At 61.1% G+C, this 14,227-nt stretch carries 11 protein-coding genes and 1 tRNA gene; 5 read left to right on the top strand and 7 right to left on the bottom strand.

All coding sequences use genetic code 11. From position 1 onward, the window contains the following. Positions 1 to 25 precede the first annotated feature (25 nt). Positions 26 to 2,284 (top strand): replication restart helicase PriA, encoded by a 2,259-nt coding sequence (gene priA, locus J3R75_RS13160; protein WP_307262256.1) that lies wholly within the window; start codon positions 26 to 28, stop codon positions 2,282 to 2,284. 92 nt (positions 2,285 to 2,376) lie between these two features. On the opposite strand, the gene J3R75_RS13155 is transcribed toward priA, so the two are convergent. The 5 genes from J3R75_RS13155 to J3R75_RS13135 all read right to left on the bottom strand — a co-directional run bounded on the left by J3R75_RS13155 (position 2,377) and on the right by J3R75_RS13135 (position 8,027). Next, positions 2,377 to 3,051, bottom strand: a complete 675-nt coding sequence (locus J3R75_RS13155; protein ID WP_307262253.1) for a DUF1559 family PulG-like putative transporter — start codon at positions 3,049 to 3,051, stop codon at positions 2,377 to 2,379. 656 nt (positions 3,052 to 3,707) lie between these two features. Then, positions 3,708 to 4,376, bottom strand: coding sequence for a DUF1559 family PulG-like putative transporter (locus J3R75_RS13150; RefSeq protein WP_307262251.1), 669 nt, complete (start codon positions 4,374 to 4,376; stop codon positions 3,708 to 3,710). 232 nt (positions 4,377 to 4,608) lie between these two features. Next, positions 4,609 to 4,695: transfer RNA gene (locus J3R75_RS13145), tRNA-Leu, on the bottom strand. A gap of 122 nt (positions 4,696 to 4,817) precedes the next feature. After that, positions 4,818 to 6,395, bottom strand: coding sequence for a hypothetical protein (locus J3R75_RS13140; RefSeq protein ID WP_307262248.1), 1,578 nt, complete (start codon positions 6,393 to 6,395; stop codon positions 4,818 to 4,820). A gap of 450 nt (positions 6,396 to 6,845) precedes the next feature. Then, on the bottom strand, positions 6,846 to 8,027 hold the full coding sequence (locus J3R75_RS13135; protein WP_307262246.1) for a Gfo/Idh/MocA family protein: 1,182 nt from the start codon (positions 8,025 to 8,027) through the stop codon (positions 6,846 to 6,848). 180 nt (positions 8,028 to 8,207) lie between these two features. On the opposite strand from J3R75_RS13135, the gene J3R75_RS13130 reads away from it, so the two are divergent. Genes J3R75_RS13130 through J3R75_RS13120 form a run of 3 tightly spaced genes read left to right on the top strand, consistent with a single transcriptional unit; the run spans position 8,208 to position 10,137 of the window. After that, entirely contained in the window at positions 8,208 to 8,702 is a 495-nt protein-coding gene (locus tag J3R75_RS13130; protein ID WP_307262244.1) for a hypothetical protein, read from the top strand. 5 nt (positions 8,703 to 8,707) lie between these two features. Continuing rightward, on the top strand, positions 8,708 to 9,478 hold the full coding sequence (gene hisA, locus J3R75_RS13125) for a phosphoribosylformimino-5-aminoimidazole carboxamide ribotide isomerase (protein ID WP_307262243.1): 771 nt from the start codon (positions 8,708 to 8,710) through the stop codon (positions 9,476 to 9,478). Further along, positions 9,475 to 10,137 carry an ATP-binding cassette domain-containing protein gene (locus J3R75_RS13120; RefSeq protein WP_307262241.1) on the top strand — a complete coding sequence of 221 codons (663 nt, stop codon included), beginning with the start codon at positions 9,475 to 9,477 and terminating at the stop codon, positions 10,135 to 10,137. The genes hisA and J3R75_RS13120 overlap by 4 nt, the downstream gene beginning before the upstream one ends. 271 nt (positions 10,138 to 10,408) lie before the next feature. On the opposite strand, the gene J3R75_RS13115 is transcribed toward J3R75_RS13120, so the two are convergent. Both J3R75_RS13115 and J3R75_RS13110 read right to left on the bottom strand, forming a co-directional pair. Continuing rightward, complete coding sequence (locus J3R75_RS13115) at positions 10,409 to 11,185, bottom strand: alpha/beta hydrolase family protein (protein ID WP_307262239.1); 777 nt, start codon at positions 11,183 to 11,185, stop codon at positions 10,409 to 10,411. A gap of 11 nt (positions 11,186 to 11,196) precedes the next feature. After that, positions 11,197 to 13,017 carry a chloride channel protein gene (locus tag J3R75_RS13110; RefSeq protein ID WP_307262237.1) on the bottom strand — a complete coding sequence of 607 codons (1,821 nt, stop codon included), beginning with the start codon at positions 13,015 to 13,017 and terminating at the stop codon, positions 11,197 to 11,199. 102 nt (positions 13,018 to 13,119) lie between these two features. Between J3R75_RS13110 and J3R75_RS13105 the strand changes: the two genes are divergently transcribed. Then, positions 13,120 to 13,914 (top strand): HAD-IIA family hydrolase, encoded by a 795-nt coding sequence (locus tag J3R75_RS13105; RefSeq protein ID WP_307262235.1) that lies wholly within the window; start codon positions 13,120 to 13,122, stop codon positions 13,912 to 13,914. Positions 13,915 to 14,227: the final 313 nt, after the last annotated feature.

Here is a 14,227-nt window from a genome sequence, read left to right as displayed (position 1 = left end):
CCAATCGGCATTACATTTGGACGCCATGCACAACGGACCTCAGAACAGCAACAGCGATCTGGTGACCCCGCAGTCACCACGGGTGGCGCACGTCGTCTTCAATTTGTCCCTGGACAAGGGCTTCGATTACGCGATCCCGCCGGCGCTGGCTGGGCAGATCCGCGCCGGCAGCCGCGTCCGGGTGTCCTTTGGGCACAGCGAACGCAGCGGCTTTGTGGTGTCGGTCGCCGCGCAGAGCAGCCACGAGGGCGAGCTCAAGCCCATCATCGCGCTGGAGAAGCAGAACGAGCAAATACCCTCGCACCTGCTGGGGCTGGCCGAGTGGATCGCTGCCTATTACTGCTGCCCCAAGGAACACGCTGTGAGAGCGCTGATGCCAGCAGTAGTCCGCAGCGGCGCGATGAAACACAAGCAGGTGATCTTCGTCTCACTCGCACTCCGCGCCGCCAATTTTGGAGACGACTTTGCGGCCTTGACTGAGAAACAGCAGGAAACCATCAAGTACTTGCACCGCCATGGCGCCAAGCCCCTGCAGGAGCTGCAAAGCGAGGCGAACGTCAGCGCCGCCATCATCAACACGCTCTGCAAACACGGCTGGCTCATCAAGGAAAAACGGGTGGTGGACCGCGATCCCTTCCACGATGATCTGATTCAGCCCGACAGCGCACGGCAGCTCACCGGCGGCCAGCAGGCCGCCCTGGAACGCGTCAACGCCTCGCTGGACGCCGGCGACGCGCAGGTCATTCTCCTCCACGGCGTCACCGCCAGCGGCAAAACTGAAGTATACCTGCAAGCCATCCACCACTGCCTGCAGCGCGGCCAAGACGCCATCGTCCTGGTGCCGGAAATATCCCTCACCCCGCAGACCTGCGACCGCTTCCGCCAGCGCTTCGGCAATCTGGTCAGCGTCCTCCACAGCGGGCTAAGTGACGGCGAGCGCTTTGACGAATGGACGCGCATCAACGAGGGCCGCTCGCGTATCGCCGTCGGTGCCCGCTCCGCACTCTTCGCGCCCTTCCGCAAACTCGGCCTGATCGTGGTCGATGAAGAGCACGAGAGCAGCTACAAGCAAGAAGAGTCGCCGCGCTACAACGCCCGCGATGTCGCTGTGGTGCGCGGCAAACGCGAAAAGGCCACCGTGGTGCTCGGCTCGGCCACGCCGTCCCTGGAATCCTACTACAATTGCGAAGTCGGCCGCTACCAGTTGGTCGAGCTGCCCGAGCGGGTCGACGCCAGCGCCATGCCGGCCGTGGAACTCATCGACATGGCCGAGGAAGCGGCGCTGGCCGGCCAGGCACAGCTCCTCTCCAAACGCCTCAAAGAGCTGATCTTCGACCGCCTGCACAAGGCCGAACAGATCATGCTGCTGCTCAACCGCCGCGGCTACGCCACGCAGATGCTCTGCCCAAAATGCGGCTACGTCGCCACCTGCGACAACTGCAGCACCGCCTATACCTACCACCGCAAAGCCGCCCAACTCATCTGCCACCTCTGCGGCGTGCAACTGGCCGCGCCGGACAAATGCCCACAGTGCCAGAGCAAGGAAATCCGCTACACCGGCGTCGGCACGGAAAAAATTGAAACGATTCTCCACGCCCTCTATCCGCAAGCGACCATCGCGCGCATGGACTCGGACACCATGACGACCAAGGACTCCTACAAAAAAGTGCTCGACGCCTTCCGCGCGGGCCGCATTCACATCCTGGTTGGCACCCAGATGATCGCCAAGGGCTTGGATTTCCCCAATGTGACGCTGGTCGGCGTCATCCAGGCCGACAGCCAGCTGCACCTGCCGGATTTTCGCAGCGGCGAACGGACCTTCCAGCTTATCACCCAGGTCGCCGGCCGCGCCGGCCGCGGTGACTGCGCCGGCCACGTCGTCGTCCAGACCTACACGCCCTACCACTTCGCCCTGCAGGCCGCCCTCAAACACGACTTCAAGACTTTCTACGCGGAGGAAATGCCCAGCCGTAAAATGCTGGACTTCCCACCCTGCTCCCACATGGTCATCGTCCACTTCCGCAGCCAAGACGAAGCTCTCGCCGCCGATACCGCAGAAAAATTTCACCAGGGCATTCAGCCGCTGCTGGAGCCGGCCGTGCAGATCATCGGGCCCATGCCGGCGCCGCTGTCCAAGGTCAAGACCTACTACCGCTTCCAACTGCAGCTGCGCGGCGGCAGCGTCCTCAAACTCGTGGCGCTGCTGCGCCCGCAAGTCGTCAGCCAAAGCTTTCCCAAAGGCGTCGATGTCTACCTCGATGTGGACCCCAGAAGCTTGATGTGACGCAAACCAGGCGACCTGTCAAAGGGGCAAACGAAACGGCCCGGGCTATCCTGCCCGGGCCGGAAAACCACCCCCCTTTTGTCGCGAGGCAGTTACTGCACGATGGTCATGCCGGGCTTGACCTCCAGGCATTTGCGCATCATTTCCAGCTTGGTCCATTTATAGGATGCCACATGGCCGTCAACAAACACGTAGTTGGCAAACTCATTATGGCGGTCGGTGGCGACCGAATTGCTGTCGGTGGGCGTGAGGGTATAGGTGTCCGTGGTGGAATCGTAGGTATTCCGGACGCTGAAATTGCCGTCGTCACTGCCATTCTCTTCCAGGAAGACCGGCACCGTCGAGACGTTCTTGACGACGCTGACCTTTTTCCCGCCGATGATGCTGTTAAGCGAATATGAGCAGCCACGGTCTTCGCTCGGGTCCGAGGGACACATATATACCTCTTTGTCGCCCACGTACTTAAAGAGCGAGCCGCCCTCCACGTCGAAGTCATATTGCGTGCTAGTCCCCGCAACCAGTGTCCCCGCCACCCAGCCATAACCAGATGAACAACCGGATACCGGAAAGCGCATGCTGCGGCCGCCATCGTTGATGTACATGGTCGTCGCCACGCCCAGCTGCTTCATGTTGTTGATGCAGGATGTCTGCTGGGCCTTGTCTCTGGCCTTGCTCAAGGCCGGCAGCAGCATGGCGGCCAAAATGGCGATGATGGCAATGACCACCAGCAACTCAATCAGTGTAAATGCCTTGTGCTCTTTTCCCATGATGCGTTCTCCTTAAGTGTGTATGGTGAAACCGACTCAATTATACACAGGGATATAAGAAAAGGCAAGTGCCGACCAGAAGTCCCCAGCAAAATTGTGTAATCGGCCAGTGATTGATAACGGATGCACGGCATGCCTCTGGCTGGCGCGTGGAACGCGGCGTGCCTCGCCAATGTGGCGCCCTTCGGGCGCAATTCTAACTTGCTATCATACCCCGGGTTGCGGCGCCCTCCGGGCGCCTCACCCGGGGCTATGCATGGTGCGGCCCTCCGGGCCGAACTTGGCCGATCAGGCGACTTGCTTTGTCCGGTTCGGGCCGAAAACCACCATCATTCAATATCCATGTTTTTGCGCCGTAGGCGCTTAACCATGCTTAACCCCAGGCTTTAGCCTGGGGACGCAGCCTGCCAACAGACAGTGCCTCGTAGAGGCACCACAGTTTTGGTTATCAATGGCTGAGCGATTACCAAAATTGTGTAATGCACAAGAAAACGCCCCGGGGAGCCAGTCATGGCAACCCGGGGCAAAGATAAACTCAGCTTTAGCTCAACCGAAAACCCTTACCACTTCTTGTAGTTGCGGGCGGCTTGGAGGGCCTCAAGCTTGGGCAGGTTCGCGGAGGCGACGTGGGTATCGGCGTGAAGCGTATTCAGTTGTTACTTGTAACTCTTGGTTTTGGCCAAGGTGTCAGCTTTGTTCCAGTTTTGGAAGCTCACGTGCGTATCGGCAAAAAGGAAAAGGTTGCCATCATTATGGCGATTGGCAAGGTCACTGGCTTCCGTATCCGCCGTATCGTTACCAAGGTAACAGCCATCGACAAAGGCGGTGTCGGTGACGTCAGTTTTCTCTTCCAGGAAGATCGGAACCGAACTGGCTTTCTTCACCACTGTCACCCTCATTCCCGACAGAACAGTGTTCATAGCGTAAGAATTGCCGTAGTCCTTCGGATCACTGGGACACAGATAGACTTCCTTGTCGCCAACGTACTTGTATAGGCTGCCATCTTCGGGCGTAAAGGATACCGAGGCGGCCGGGCGGTAAATCCAGCCCCAGTTTTTGGTGGTCACAAGATAAGCTGGCGTGCCCGTCGTATTTGGATCTTTATCATCAAAGCACCTCGGGAACGTCGGTCGGCGGACATCTTCGCCGGCGTACATGGTAATAGCGACGCCGAACTGTTTGAGGTTATTGGCGCAGGATGTCTGCTGGGCTTTTTCGCGGGCCTTGCTGAGGGCGGGAAGGAGCATGGCGGCCAAGATGGCGATGATGGCGATTACCACCAGCAGTTCAATCAGCGTAAAGACTTGTTTGCGATTGTATTTCATGATTGCTCTCCTTGTTTGTTGCGGTTGGGTTGCTGCCTTCATTATACATAAACAAGCTGGTAAAGACAAGGGCACGACGGCATTGAACCGCAGTTTTTCCGCCACTGGCACAATAACAGGACATTTTACGGCATCACTCAATCATTGTGATCTCGGCGGAGCCGTGTTTGTTCCCGCCTGGAAACAAAAAAAACACGCTCCCGAAAGAACGTGTTTTTGCTGTACCATGAAATGGTACCGGAGAAGGGATTTGAACCCCCACGACCTTGCGGTCACTGCGACCTGAACGCAGCGCGTCTGCCAATTCCGCCACTCCGGCGTGAAGAACAACATTAAATTATCCCACCAGACGCACAAATCAAGTAGAAAAACGGAAAACAACGCAAAAAAGACAAAAGCGCCAACAAGCTCCGTCTTGTAGCCTCACGGCATGCCGTGAGGCTACAACCGGAAGGGCAGGATCCCAGAGAGCGGGAGCCAGCCGGCAATGCCGTTGATCGACACGAAGCACCATTCGCAACGCTGTTGCCGCAATTGCACGCAATCGCCAGCGGCGAGCTGCTTTAGGGCCGTGGCTGTGGCTGTGTCGACGGCGCCCGGCCCGGTTGCGGCCTGAGCCGGCGCCAGGTCTGTCGTCGCAACTCGTGCTTGCGCAAGCGCCGTCGCCCCAGGCGCCACCATGAGCGGCTGCGCCGTAGCCACGACGGCCAGCTCTTGCAGACGACGGCATTGCCGCCAATGGCCGCCGAGAAGCAACGCGCTACACGCAAGCAGCGCCAAAGGCAGCAACAGCCATGCGCGCCAAGCCAGCGTTCGACGCCACGCGCCAGGCCAGCCCATGGCCGCCACGCAAAAGCCAACGAAAGCCGTCGCCAGCAGCAACGCCGGAACAGCAACAGGCCAGCGCCAATCGCGGCCGACCAAGCGGATGCGACCTCGCAGCTGTTCTTGGATAAGCGCGTGGCGATGCCAGGCGCGCGCGGCTTCGTCGCGCCCAGTCGCCGCCGCCAACACCGCGAGATTGCGCGACAACTCGGGCGAGCTCGGCGATACGCGCTCCAGGGCGAGAAAAGCGATGAAGGCGCGTGCGTAATGTCGCTCGGCAGCATGCTGCAGTGCGCAATTCCACGCTGGCGCGTAGCTTTCCGAACGCGTCAGGTCCCTGACGGCGACGACGACACCCCCCAGGGAAAGGACTGCGGCAATGGCCAATGCCACCGCGGCAGCAGCGGCCGCACGGCCAGGCCACATCCGCGACGAGCGCCCCAACCAACGGGAAAGCAGCGCGAACACAGGATGGACGGGAGGGACAGTACCCGCCTCAGCGCTGGCAGCGGGTGCCACGGCGGGGGTGCAAACGGCGCTCGCCCCGGCAGAGGCGTTTGCGGCACTCTCCGCAGCGGGGCTGTTTGCTGGTGCGAAGCGCTGGCAGTCCATGGCCAGGATTGCCTGCGCCAGATCGACATCGGTTTTGCCGACGACTGCGGCGATGGCATCAGCATCGCAACCGGCCGGCAAGCCATAGAACTCGCGAAAGGCTTGGAGCAAACCGGCGAATGGCGGCGTAGGCGTTAGACGCCAAGCGCGCAGCGCTTTCACGGCAGCCAACTGGCGCAAACGCCGCGGATGACGCAACTCAAGCCAGATGCCGCGCAAAGCGCCAGCGAGAGCGACGCCGACCGCGACGATCAGCATCGCGGCGGCAGCACACCAGCTCCAGCGCGGCAAGTGCCAACGCCGCCAGGTCGGCATGGAGCACAGCTGCAAAATCGGCGCCGCCGGCGGCAGAATGGGCACCTGGACCAACGCCGGGTTGCTGGGCGCCGCGGCGGGCGACACCTCCGGCGCAGGCTCTTCAGCGGTAATCGTCACCCAAAAACCGTCGAGAAAACGCCGGACGCTGGCGGCCCTTGCCGGCGATGCATCGGCAGCACCGCCAACGCCATTGCCGGCGTTCTCGGCGCCAGCAGCGGTGAGAACGAGCATCAGCGCGGCGATGACTATCCTGCGTGCCGTCATATTAGATCAATGCTCTTAAGTTAACGATTACCCTGACGCTGGTTGTTTCAACCAAACAGCCTTAAGTCATCCCGGCATCTTCATCGCCGCGAAGCGGCCAAAAGCGCTGAAAGCGCGAAACATGATAGCCCTGGGCAAGCACGCTGAAGGCGTGCGCCGCCCTGGGTTAGACGCCACCCAAGGTCGTGTTCCTCAGCCTCTTTGGCCCCGGTCGGCGAAGCTGACCGGGGCCAAAGAGGCAATGGAACTCACTGGCTGCCGTTGTCGTTGCACTGTTTCCTTTCGTCGAGGGTCTTTTTAGGTCGCCCCTTCAGGGCTCTTTTTGGTTGAGGCACCTCACCCAGGGCGACGCGCCCTGCGGGCGCTTGCCCTGGGCTATCTGAGGACGCGCCTTTGGCGCTCTTTGAACGCGCCTTTGGCGCTCAAAACCGCAGCAGCCTAAGTCGATAGTCACTGCAACGTCCACGGCGCGCGGTATGGGCGCGTCAGCATGGCGTTGGCTTCGTCGTCGCCGACGAATTGTTCGGCGGCAGGGTCCCAGCGCAGACGCCGGCCCAATTGCATGGCGATATTGGCCAAGTGGCAGCAGGTCGCCGAACGATGGCCGACCTCGGCCGGACAGGCTGGCTGCTGGCGGTTGCGGATGCAGGCGAGGAAATTGGCGTAGTGGTCGCCGCTGTGATAGAGCCGGACATCGCTGTCGGCCAGAACCGTGTCGGCGATGTCGGCCGGGTCGGTCTTTAGGCCGCCGCGCCAGACTTCGAGGCTGCTGCGGCTGCCGTGGAAAATGACTTTGCTGCCGCCGGTCACGCAGCGGACTTCGACGCCGTTGTCGTAGCGCATACCGAAGGACACCTTCGTGGCGGTGTTGAAGAGGCCGCTAGCGGGGTATTCGCCCTGCCCCCAGACTTCGCTTGGTCCGCTGTGGTCCATGCCCAACGCCCACTGGGCGATGTCGAGATGATGGGCACCAAAGTTGGTAACCTGGCCGCCAGAATAATCGCTGATGAAGCGGAATTGATAATGGCAGCGCTGTTCGTGGTAGGGCACTGCCGGCGCCGGCCCCAGCCAAAAGTCGTAGTCCAGCTCCGGCGGTACTGGCATGGGCTGCCAGCTGGGCTCGCAGGTCTTGTTGTTGGGCGGGATGGCCACCTCAATCCAGTCGATCTTGCCTAGATAGCCATTGCGCACAAGTTCACAGGCGCGACGGAACTCCGCCATGGAACGTTGGTGGCTGCCGGTCTGCAGTATGCGCTTCTCCGCGGTGACGGCCCGGCAGATCGCCCGGCCTTCAGCAACAAAGAGTGTCAGGGGCTTTTCCAGGTAAATGTCCTTGCCACAGCGGGCGGCGTCAATGGCCATATACGCATGCCAGTGGTCGGGCGTGGTGATAACCACGGCGTCCACGCCATCCCAGCGGTTCAACTCGCGGAAATCGTGGAAGACGCGGCACTGCTCGTTGCCGTAGTGCTCGTTGATGAGCTTGCAAGCGGCCTCGGTGTGGCGGCTGTCCACATCGCAGACGGCCGTGACCACGCAGTCACTGTCGTGCTTGAAGAAGCCCTTGAGGTTGATGGTGCCTTGATTGGCGGTGCCGATGAAACCCAGACGAATGGCGGTGGACGCTGTCATCAGATGCTCTTTCTTCGTTGGTGGTTTGGCTGTTCCTGCTAGAGGGTGGCTCTTCGCGGTGTTATACTATAACGACACTAGCCGCAGGCGATTGCGCGCAGGCGATTTTTCCCGCCACGGCGGTTCGGCGCGCAATCAGTCAGAACAGCTCACCACCACCCAGCAACCAAGGGCCATACCATGCAAGTCGCCACCTGCAACAGCTACCACGCCAAGATCGAAAGCACCAAGCTGCTGACCATGCCCGACGGCAAGTCGGTGTTCAAAGTGTACTACGTGAGCATCGTCGGTCGCCCCACCCCCGAGCGCTTTGAATGGGACCGCAATCCGCTCAAGAAGGCCGACTACGAAAAGGCCTTTCTGGCCAGCGGCAACGAAGGCATCGGCTTCATCACGGCCTTTCCGCACATCACAAAGGTCTTCCGCTACTCACCGCAGGCGGAAGTGCTTATGCTGGTGAAGGCCTTCAATTCCCAGACCGGCGAGGAAATCAAGCTCGACCGTGGCGAAGGCTACGTCGAGTTCGCCTGCCTGGCCGAGGCGATCATCGCCGCCGGCGAATACCGCTTCTGGGGCGAAGCCACCAATGTGGACGACTATCTGCGCCGCTGGTGCCCCCTGGAGGACGCGCCGGTGCAGAGCTCCGTGAAGCTCAAAAGCTACTGGGAGCGCTGACCACCATGCGTTTTCGCCCATGCATTGACCTCCATCATGGCCAGGTCAAACAAATCGTCGGCTCGACACTGCGCGATGACGCCGACGCCGCCGTGGAAACCAATTTCACCGCTCAGCAGCCGCCAGCTTACTACGCCGATCTCTACTTCCGCGACGGCCTGGAAGGCGGCCATGTGATCATGCTCGGACCGGGCAATGACACCGCCGCGAAGGAGGCTCTGGCGGTCCACCCCGGCAATCTGCAGGTCGGCGGCGGCATCACGCCAGACAACGCCCGTCGCTGGCTGGACGCCGGCGCCGGCAAGGTAATCGTCACCTCCTACATCTTCCAGGACGGCGAACTCTGCGAAGAGCGCCTGGCCGCGCTGAGTCGGGTCGTCCCCCGCGAACAACTCGTGCTCGATCTGAGCTGCCGCTGGCACGACGGCGCCTACCACGTTGCCTGCAACCGCTGGCAGAACATCTGCGCCTTACAGATCAGCGCGGCGACTTTCCGGCAGCTCGGCCACTACTGCACGGAATTTTTGGTGCACGCCGTCGATGTCGAGGGCAAGCAACACGGCATTGACGACGCGCTGGTGTCGCAACTAGCGCGGGACTGCGAATGGCCCGTCACCTACGCGGGCGGAGCCCGCTCTATGGCAGACATCGCGGCCATCGAGCAGGCCGGCGCCGGCCGCATCGACGTCACCGTCGGCAGCGCGCTAGACCTCTTCGGCGGCACTGGCATCCGCTACGCCGACCTAGTCGATTTCGACCGGAGGAACCGGCCGTGAGCCGACCGAAACCACCAGCCGACGAGGGGCTGATGCTGCGCCTGAACAGCATCCACGCCGGCTATGGCCACGGCCCAGCAATCCTGCAGGATTTCAGCCTGGACCTGCCTACTGGCGCAGGCTATTGCCTAAGCGGGCCATCCGGCTTGGGCAAGACAACCATCCTGCTGGTGGCGGCCGGGCTGTTGCCGCCGCGCGCCGGCCACGTATTCAACGCGTCACGCCGGCCGGCCTACGTCTTTCAGGACGACCGGCTACTGCCGTGGCTCGACGTCGAGGCCAATCTGACCTTCGCGCTATCCGGGCATTTCCTGCGGCATGACGCACTGTCGCGCAGCCGTCATTGGCTGGAGCGCTTCGGCCTGTCAGAGCACGCGCACAAACGCCCGGGCGCGCTCAGCGGCGGCATGCGCCGACGCGTGAACATTGCCCGAGCCATGGCCATGGAGCCCGATCTGCTTCTGCTGGATGAGCCCTTCAGCTTCCTGGACAAAGCCATGGCACAGATCTGCGCCGAGGCCATCCGCACCTGGCGGGAACAGCAACACGGCAGTATCCTAGCCATCAGCCACGACCTGCCCATCATGACCACCATGGGGCTGGAAGTCTGCACCGTCGCCGGCACGCCCATCACGGGCAGCGCCGAGCCGGCGGAGTAGAGATCGTCCAAAGGGGCGCCAAGCAATTTTAGCCTGCCGCAGGCACATTCTTAGCTTTCCTGTAGCCACAAAACAGCCATGACTGCCGCGTAAAAAGCAGAGATAAGCCCAACCCATCCCCCCAGTAATTGACGCTCAGCGCCCTGCGGCAAACGCGAAGCGATTGCCGCAGGGCGCTGAGCCGAAAAGGGATAGGTGGGGGAGCGCGAGGGGGAGGGAAGGGCCAATGGCCCTTCCCTCCCCCTCGCAAACCCAACTATGCCTTTCATGTTCACCCCCGCTGCCGGGACCAGCCGTCGAAAGCCTCGTCGATGAAATCGGCAATGGGCGTCGGGTCGTCCAAACCATGGGGATGGTGATCGCAACCCGGCTTGACAATCAGCCGGCAGGAACCGCCCGCCGCCATGAAATTCTGCAGCAAGGGCACGGTGTTTTCCGTCATCACCACTACGCGATCGGCGTCGCCGCAGACGTGAATCAGCGGCACGCCGGCCTTGGCCAGCACGGCGACGTCGGCGCTGGGTGGGCGATACTGGGTCCGCAGTGTCTCTTCCGTGAGGCCGTACATGGCCAAACAGCGCTCGTGATTTTCTCCGGCAGCCGGTGCCGTACGCAGGCCGCAGGGCCAGCAGCGAATATCGCAGACCGGTGCGTCAGCGTAAATGCAGGCGGTCCATTCCGGATGCCGTATGGCCCAGTTGTACACAAAGAGCCCGCCACGACTCAGGCCAATGAGCGCCACGCGCGGATGCAGCTCAAGGCTGCGTGTGAATGCGTAGAAAGCGTCAAAATGCGCCATCGCCTTGGGCGCGCCGTAGTGATTCTGCACGTCCATGTAGGCCAGCACGTAGCCCCGCCGCAACAGCTCGGCATCGGCATTGGCAAAGCCGCCGAAGAATTCGGCCCGCCAAGCCCAGCGGCGATCCCGGCGCAGGCCGCCGTGGGGCAGCACCAACCGGCATGGCCGGCCATCGACCTCGCCGCACAAACAGCAATAGCCTTCCCAACTCTCTTCCGACCACGACGACAGATGACTGCGGATGTCCACTAGCACCCCTTTCAGAATGATTCCGTTTCACTGATCATGCGGCGGTAACGAGTGAAAATCGGCGTGCGTTCGATGAAGCCGCAAAATTTACCCGTTTTGGCGCAAACCGGCAGGTACTTCAGGCTGTATTTGTCAAAATAATTCATGGCTTTGACGAGGTCGTCTTCGGGGCTGAGCATGCCCAGCGGCGGGTCCATCAGATCGAAGATCAGCAGCATATCGTGGATCTTTGGGTTGAGCATGGCCGCGAGGACCTTTTCCAGATGGACGACGCCCTGCAATTTGCCGTTGCCGTCGAGCACGGGAAAGATGTCGTCGGGCACGGCCATATCTTCCACCAGGCGAATGACTGTCGCAATGGTGTCGTTGGCCCGCAGCACGCGATAGTGGCTGTTGAGGCATTCGGCGACATGCACCCGCCGCAGCACGTTGCGATCGGGATCGTCATCAATGAGCTTTTTCTCCGCCAGGGCTTTGCGATAGATCGAATTGGGCTCGACGGCCCGGGCCGTCAGCCACGATACAGCCGACACGATCATCAGCGGCACCAGTAGCACATAACCGCCGGTGACTTCGGCAATCAGAAAAATGCCGGTCATGGGCGCGTGCATGACTGCAGTGAAAACACCGCACATGCCCGCGGCCACGAAATTAAATTCCTGCAGCTGGATGACGCCACTGAGGTTGATCAGCCGCGCAAAAGCAAAGCCCGTGAAGGCGCCGATGACCAGGCACGGCGCGAAAATACCGCCGTCGCCGCCGGCCTCCACCGTCAACACGGACACAATGGCCTTGAGAAAGACGCCTGCCGCAATGATGGCCACCGGCAGCCACGGCCCGGCCGGCAACCATTGCAGCAGCGGTACGTCCTTGAGCACCGATTGCACATCGCCGCTAAAGAGCAATTCAATGTAGCGATAGCCCTGCCCGCGAAGAATGGGGAAGACAAACAGAACTACGCAAAGCACGCTGCCGCCCATCAGCAGCCGCAGCCAGGGCCCTGGCGCATAACGGTGCAGGATGGTGCCAAGATGAAACGCAACCCGAATGACGTACACGCCAATAAACGCGCAGACCACCCCGCAGAAGAAGTAATAAGGCACGGCATGCTGTTCCCAGGGCGCGGTAATAGCCAGAAAAAAAAGATTCTGGCCAAAGATCAGCCGGGACACCACCGTCGCGACGGCGCTAGCCAACAGCATCGGCGCCAAGGCCGACACGGTGAACTGCGGCATGAGCACCTCGGCCACAAAAAGCACGCCGCCCACCGGCGAATCAAAGATGGCCGATATCGCCGCAGCCGCGCCACAGCCGATGAGCAACGTGCGATGACGCTGCTCGAGGAAGAAGAAACGACTGGTGCAGGAGCCGATGGCGGCGCCGGTAAGGACGCTCGGAGCCTCCAGCCCCGCCGACCCGCCCAGGCCCACCGAAAGCGCGCTGGAGATCACGTGGTTGATGCACTCAATAACAGGAATGAAGGTCTGCCGGCGATCCAGGGCGAATACCAGCGGCGTGAGGCTCTTGGCGTATTGATGGCCACCAAAGTAGCGTTGCACCAGATAGGAGAGGGTCAGGCCAACCATGGGCAGCAGCAGAAACACCAGCAGCCAGCCGTGACCGCCCATGTCCTTGGCCGCAGCGGTGAGCCACAGACTGAAATCGGCCAAACGATGAACCATCACATGCAACGCCGCCGCCGCCAAAGCCGTCACCGCGCCAATCAGCAAAGCTAACAAAACCACCAAGCTGTTCTCGTGCCACTTCTTCCGCCAAAATTGCACCAGTTGAAAGATGCCCCAGCGGTGTATGGCTCTGACGCGCTTTTTCATCAGCCCAAAATGCCCCTTCGCTTTTTCGCCAGTATAGTAAAACCGCGAGCCAACAGGCACCGCGGCCAACAAACAACAACAATACAGCATGAAACCAAAAACATGGGTACTATAATGGACTTACTGCGCAATAAACAGGCCTTTATCTGCGATATGGACGGCGTGCTCTACCACGGTAACGACCTGCTGCCCGGCGTACCGGAATTCATCAACTGGCTGGTCAGTGAAAAAAAGGACTATCTCTTCCTGACCAACAGCAGCGAACGCTCGCCCCGCGAACTCAGCCAAAAGCTGCGCCGGATGGGTCTGGAAATCGACGAAAAGCACTTCTACACCAGCGCCCTGGCGACTGCCGCGTTTCTCTCCAGCCAGCGGCCGGGCGGCAGCGCCTACGTCATTGGCGAGGCCGGCCTCATCCAAGCGCTGTACCAGTCGGGCTTCTCCATGAACAACATCGACCCCGACTACGTGGTCATCGGCGAAACACGCGCTTACAGTTTTGAGAAGATTGCCGACGCGGTGACGCTGGTCCGCCAGGGCGCCAAGCTCATTGGCACCAATCCAGACCTGACCGGCCCCACCGAGCGCGGCATCGTCCCGGCCACCGGCGCACTGGTCGCGCCCATCGAACTGGCCACCAACTGCAAGGCGTACTTCGTCGGCAAACCCAATCCACTGATGATGCGGCACGCTCTCAAAGTGCTGGGAAGCCGCCCAGAAGACACGGTCATCGTCGGCGACCGCATGGACACCGACATCATCGCCGGCATTGAGTCCGAACTGGAAACCGTCCTCGTCCTCAGCGGCGTCACCAGCCGCAATGACCTCAGCCGCTTCGGCTTCGCACCATCACACATCCTCAACGGCGTCGGCGATATCCCCGCCGGCAAGGGCTGAGACGCGAACAAGCAGCATTACAGGCAGGCGCGGCGGGGAGGCATGGAGTTCCGTTACTCGATCAGACCGATCAGTCAGTCTTCTGTCTTTTTTCGCGGACGGGTCGGACCGATCAGCAGTCTTCTGTCTTTGTTCGCGGACGGATCGGACCGATCAGACCGATCAGACCGATCGGACCGATCAGCGGTCTTCTGTCTTTTTTCGCGGACGGATCGGACCGATCAGACCGATCGGACCGATCAGCGGTCTTCTGTCTTTTTTCGCGGACGGATCGGACCGATCAGACCGATCAGACCGATCAGCGGTCTTCTGT

The organism is Oligosphaera ethanolica (genome assembly GCF_030814695.1).
Classification (GTDB): domain Bacteria; phylum Verrucomicrobiota; class Lentisphaeria; order Oligosphaerales; family Oligosphaeraceae; genus Oligosphaera; species Oligosphaera ethanolica.
Note: the sequence above shows the minus strand (reverse complement) of the source record. Positions and strands in the feature narration are given on the sequence as shown.

Excerpts from the sequence above, each read along its gene's own strand:
- priA (WP_307262256.1), top strand. The coding sequence starts at position 26 with ATGCACAACGGACCTCAGAACAGCAACAGCGATCTGGTGACCCCGCAG.
- J3R75_RS13155 (WP_307262253.1), bottom strand. The coding sequence starts at position 3,051 with ATGGGAAAAGAGCACAAGGCATTTACACTGATTGAGTTGCTGGTGGTC.
- J3R75_RS13150 (WP_307262251.1), bottom strand. The coding sequence starts at position 4,376 with ATGAAATACAATCGCAAACAAGTCTTTACGCTGATTGAACTGCTGGTG.
- J3R75_RS13140 (WP_307262248.1), bottom strand. The coding sequence starts at position 6,395 with ATGACGGCACGCAGGATAGTCATCGCCGCGCTGATGCTCGTTCTCACC.
- J3R75_RS13135 (WP_307262246.1), bottom strand. The coding sequence starts at position 8,027 with ATGACAGCGTCCACCGCCATTCGTCTGGGTTTCATCGGCACCGCCAAT.
- J3R75_RS13130 (WP_307262244.1), top strand. The coding sequence starts at position 8,208 with ATGCAAGTCGCCACCTGCAACAGCTACCACGCCAAGATCGAAAGCACC.
- hisA (WP_307262243.1), top strand. The coding sequence starts at position 8,708 with ATGCGTTTTCGCCCATGCATTGACCTCCATCATGGCCAGGTCAAACAA.
- J3R75_RS13110 (WP_307262237.1), bottom strand. The coding sequence starts at position 13,017 with ATGAAAAAGCGCGTCAGAGCCATACACCGCTGGGGCATCTTTCAACTG.
- J3R75_RS13105 (WP_307262235.1), top strand. The coding sequence starts at position 13,120 with ATGGGTACTATAATGGACTTACTGCGCAATAAACAGGCCTTTATCTGC.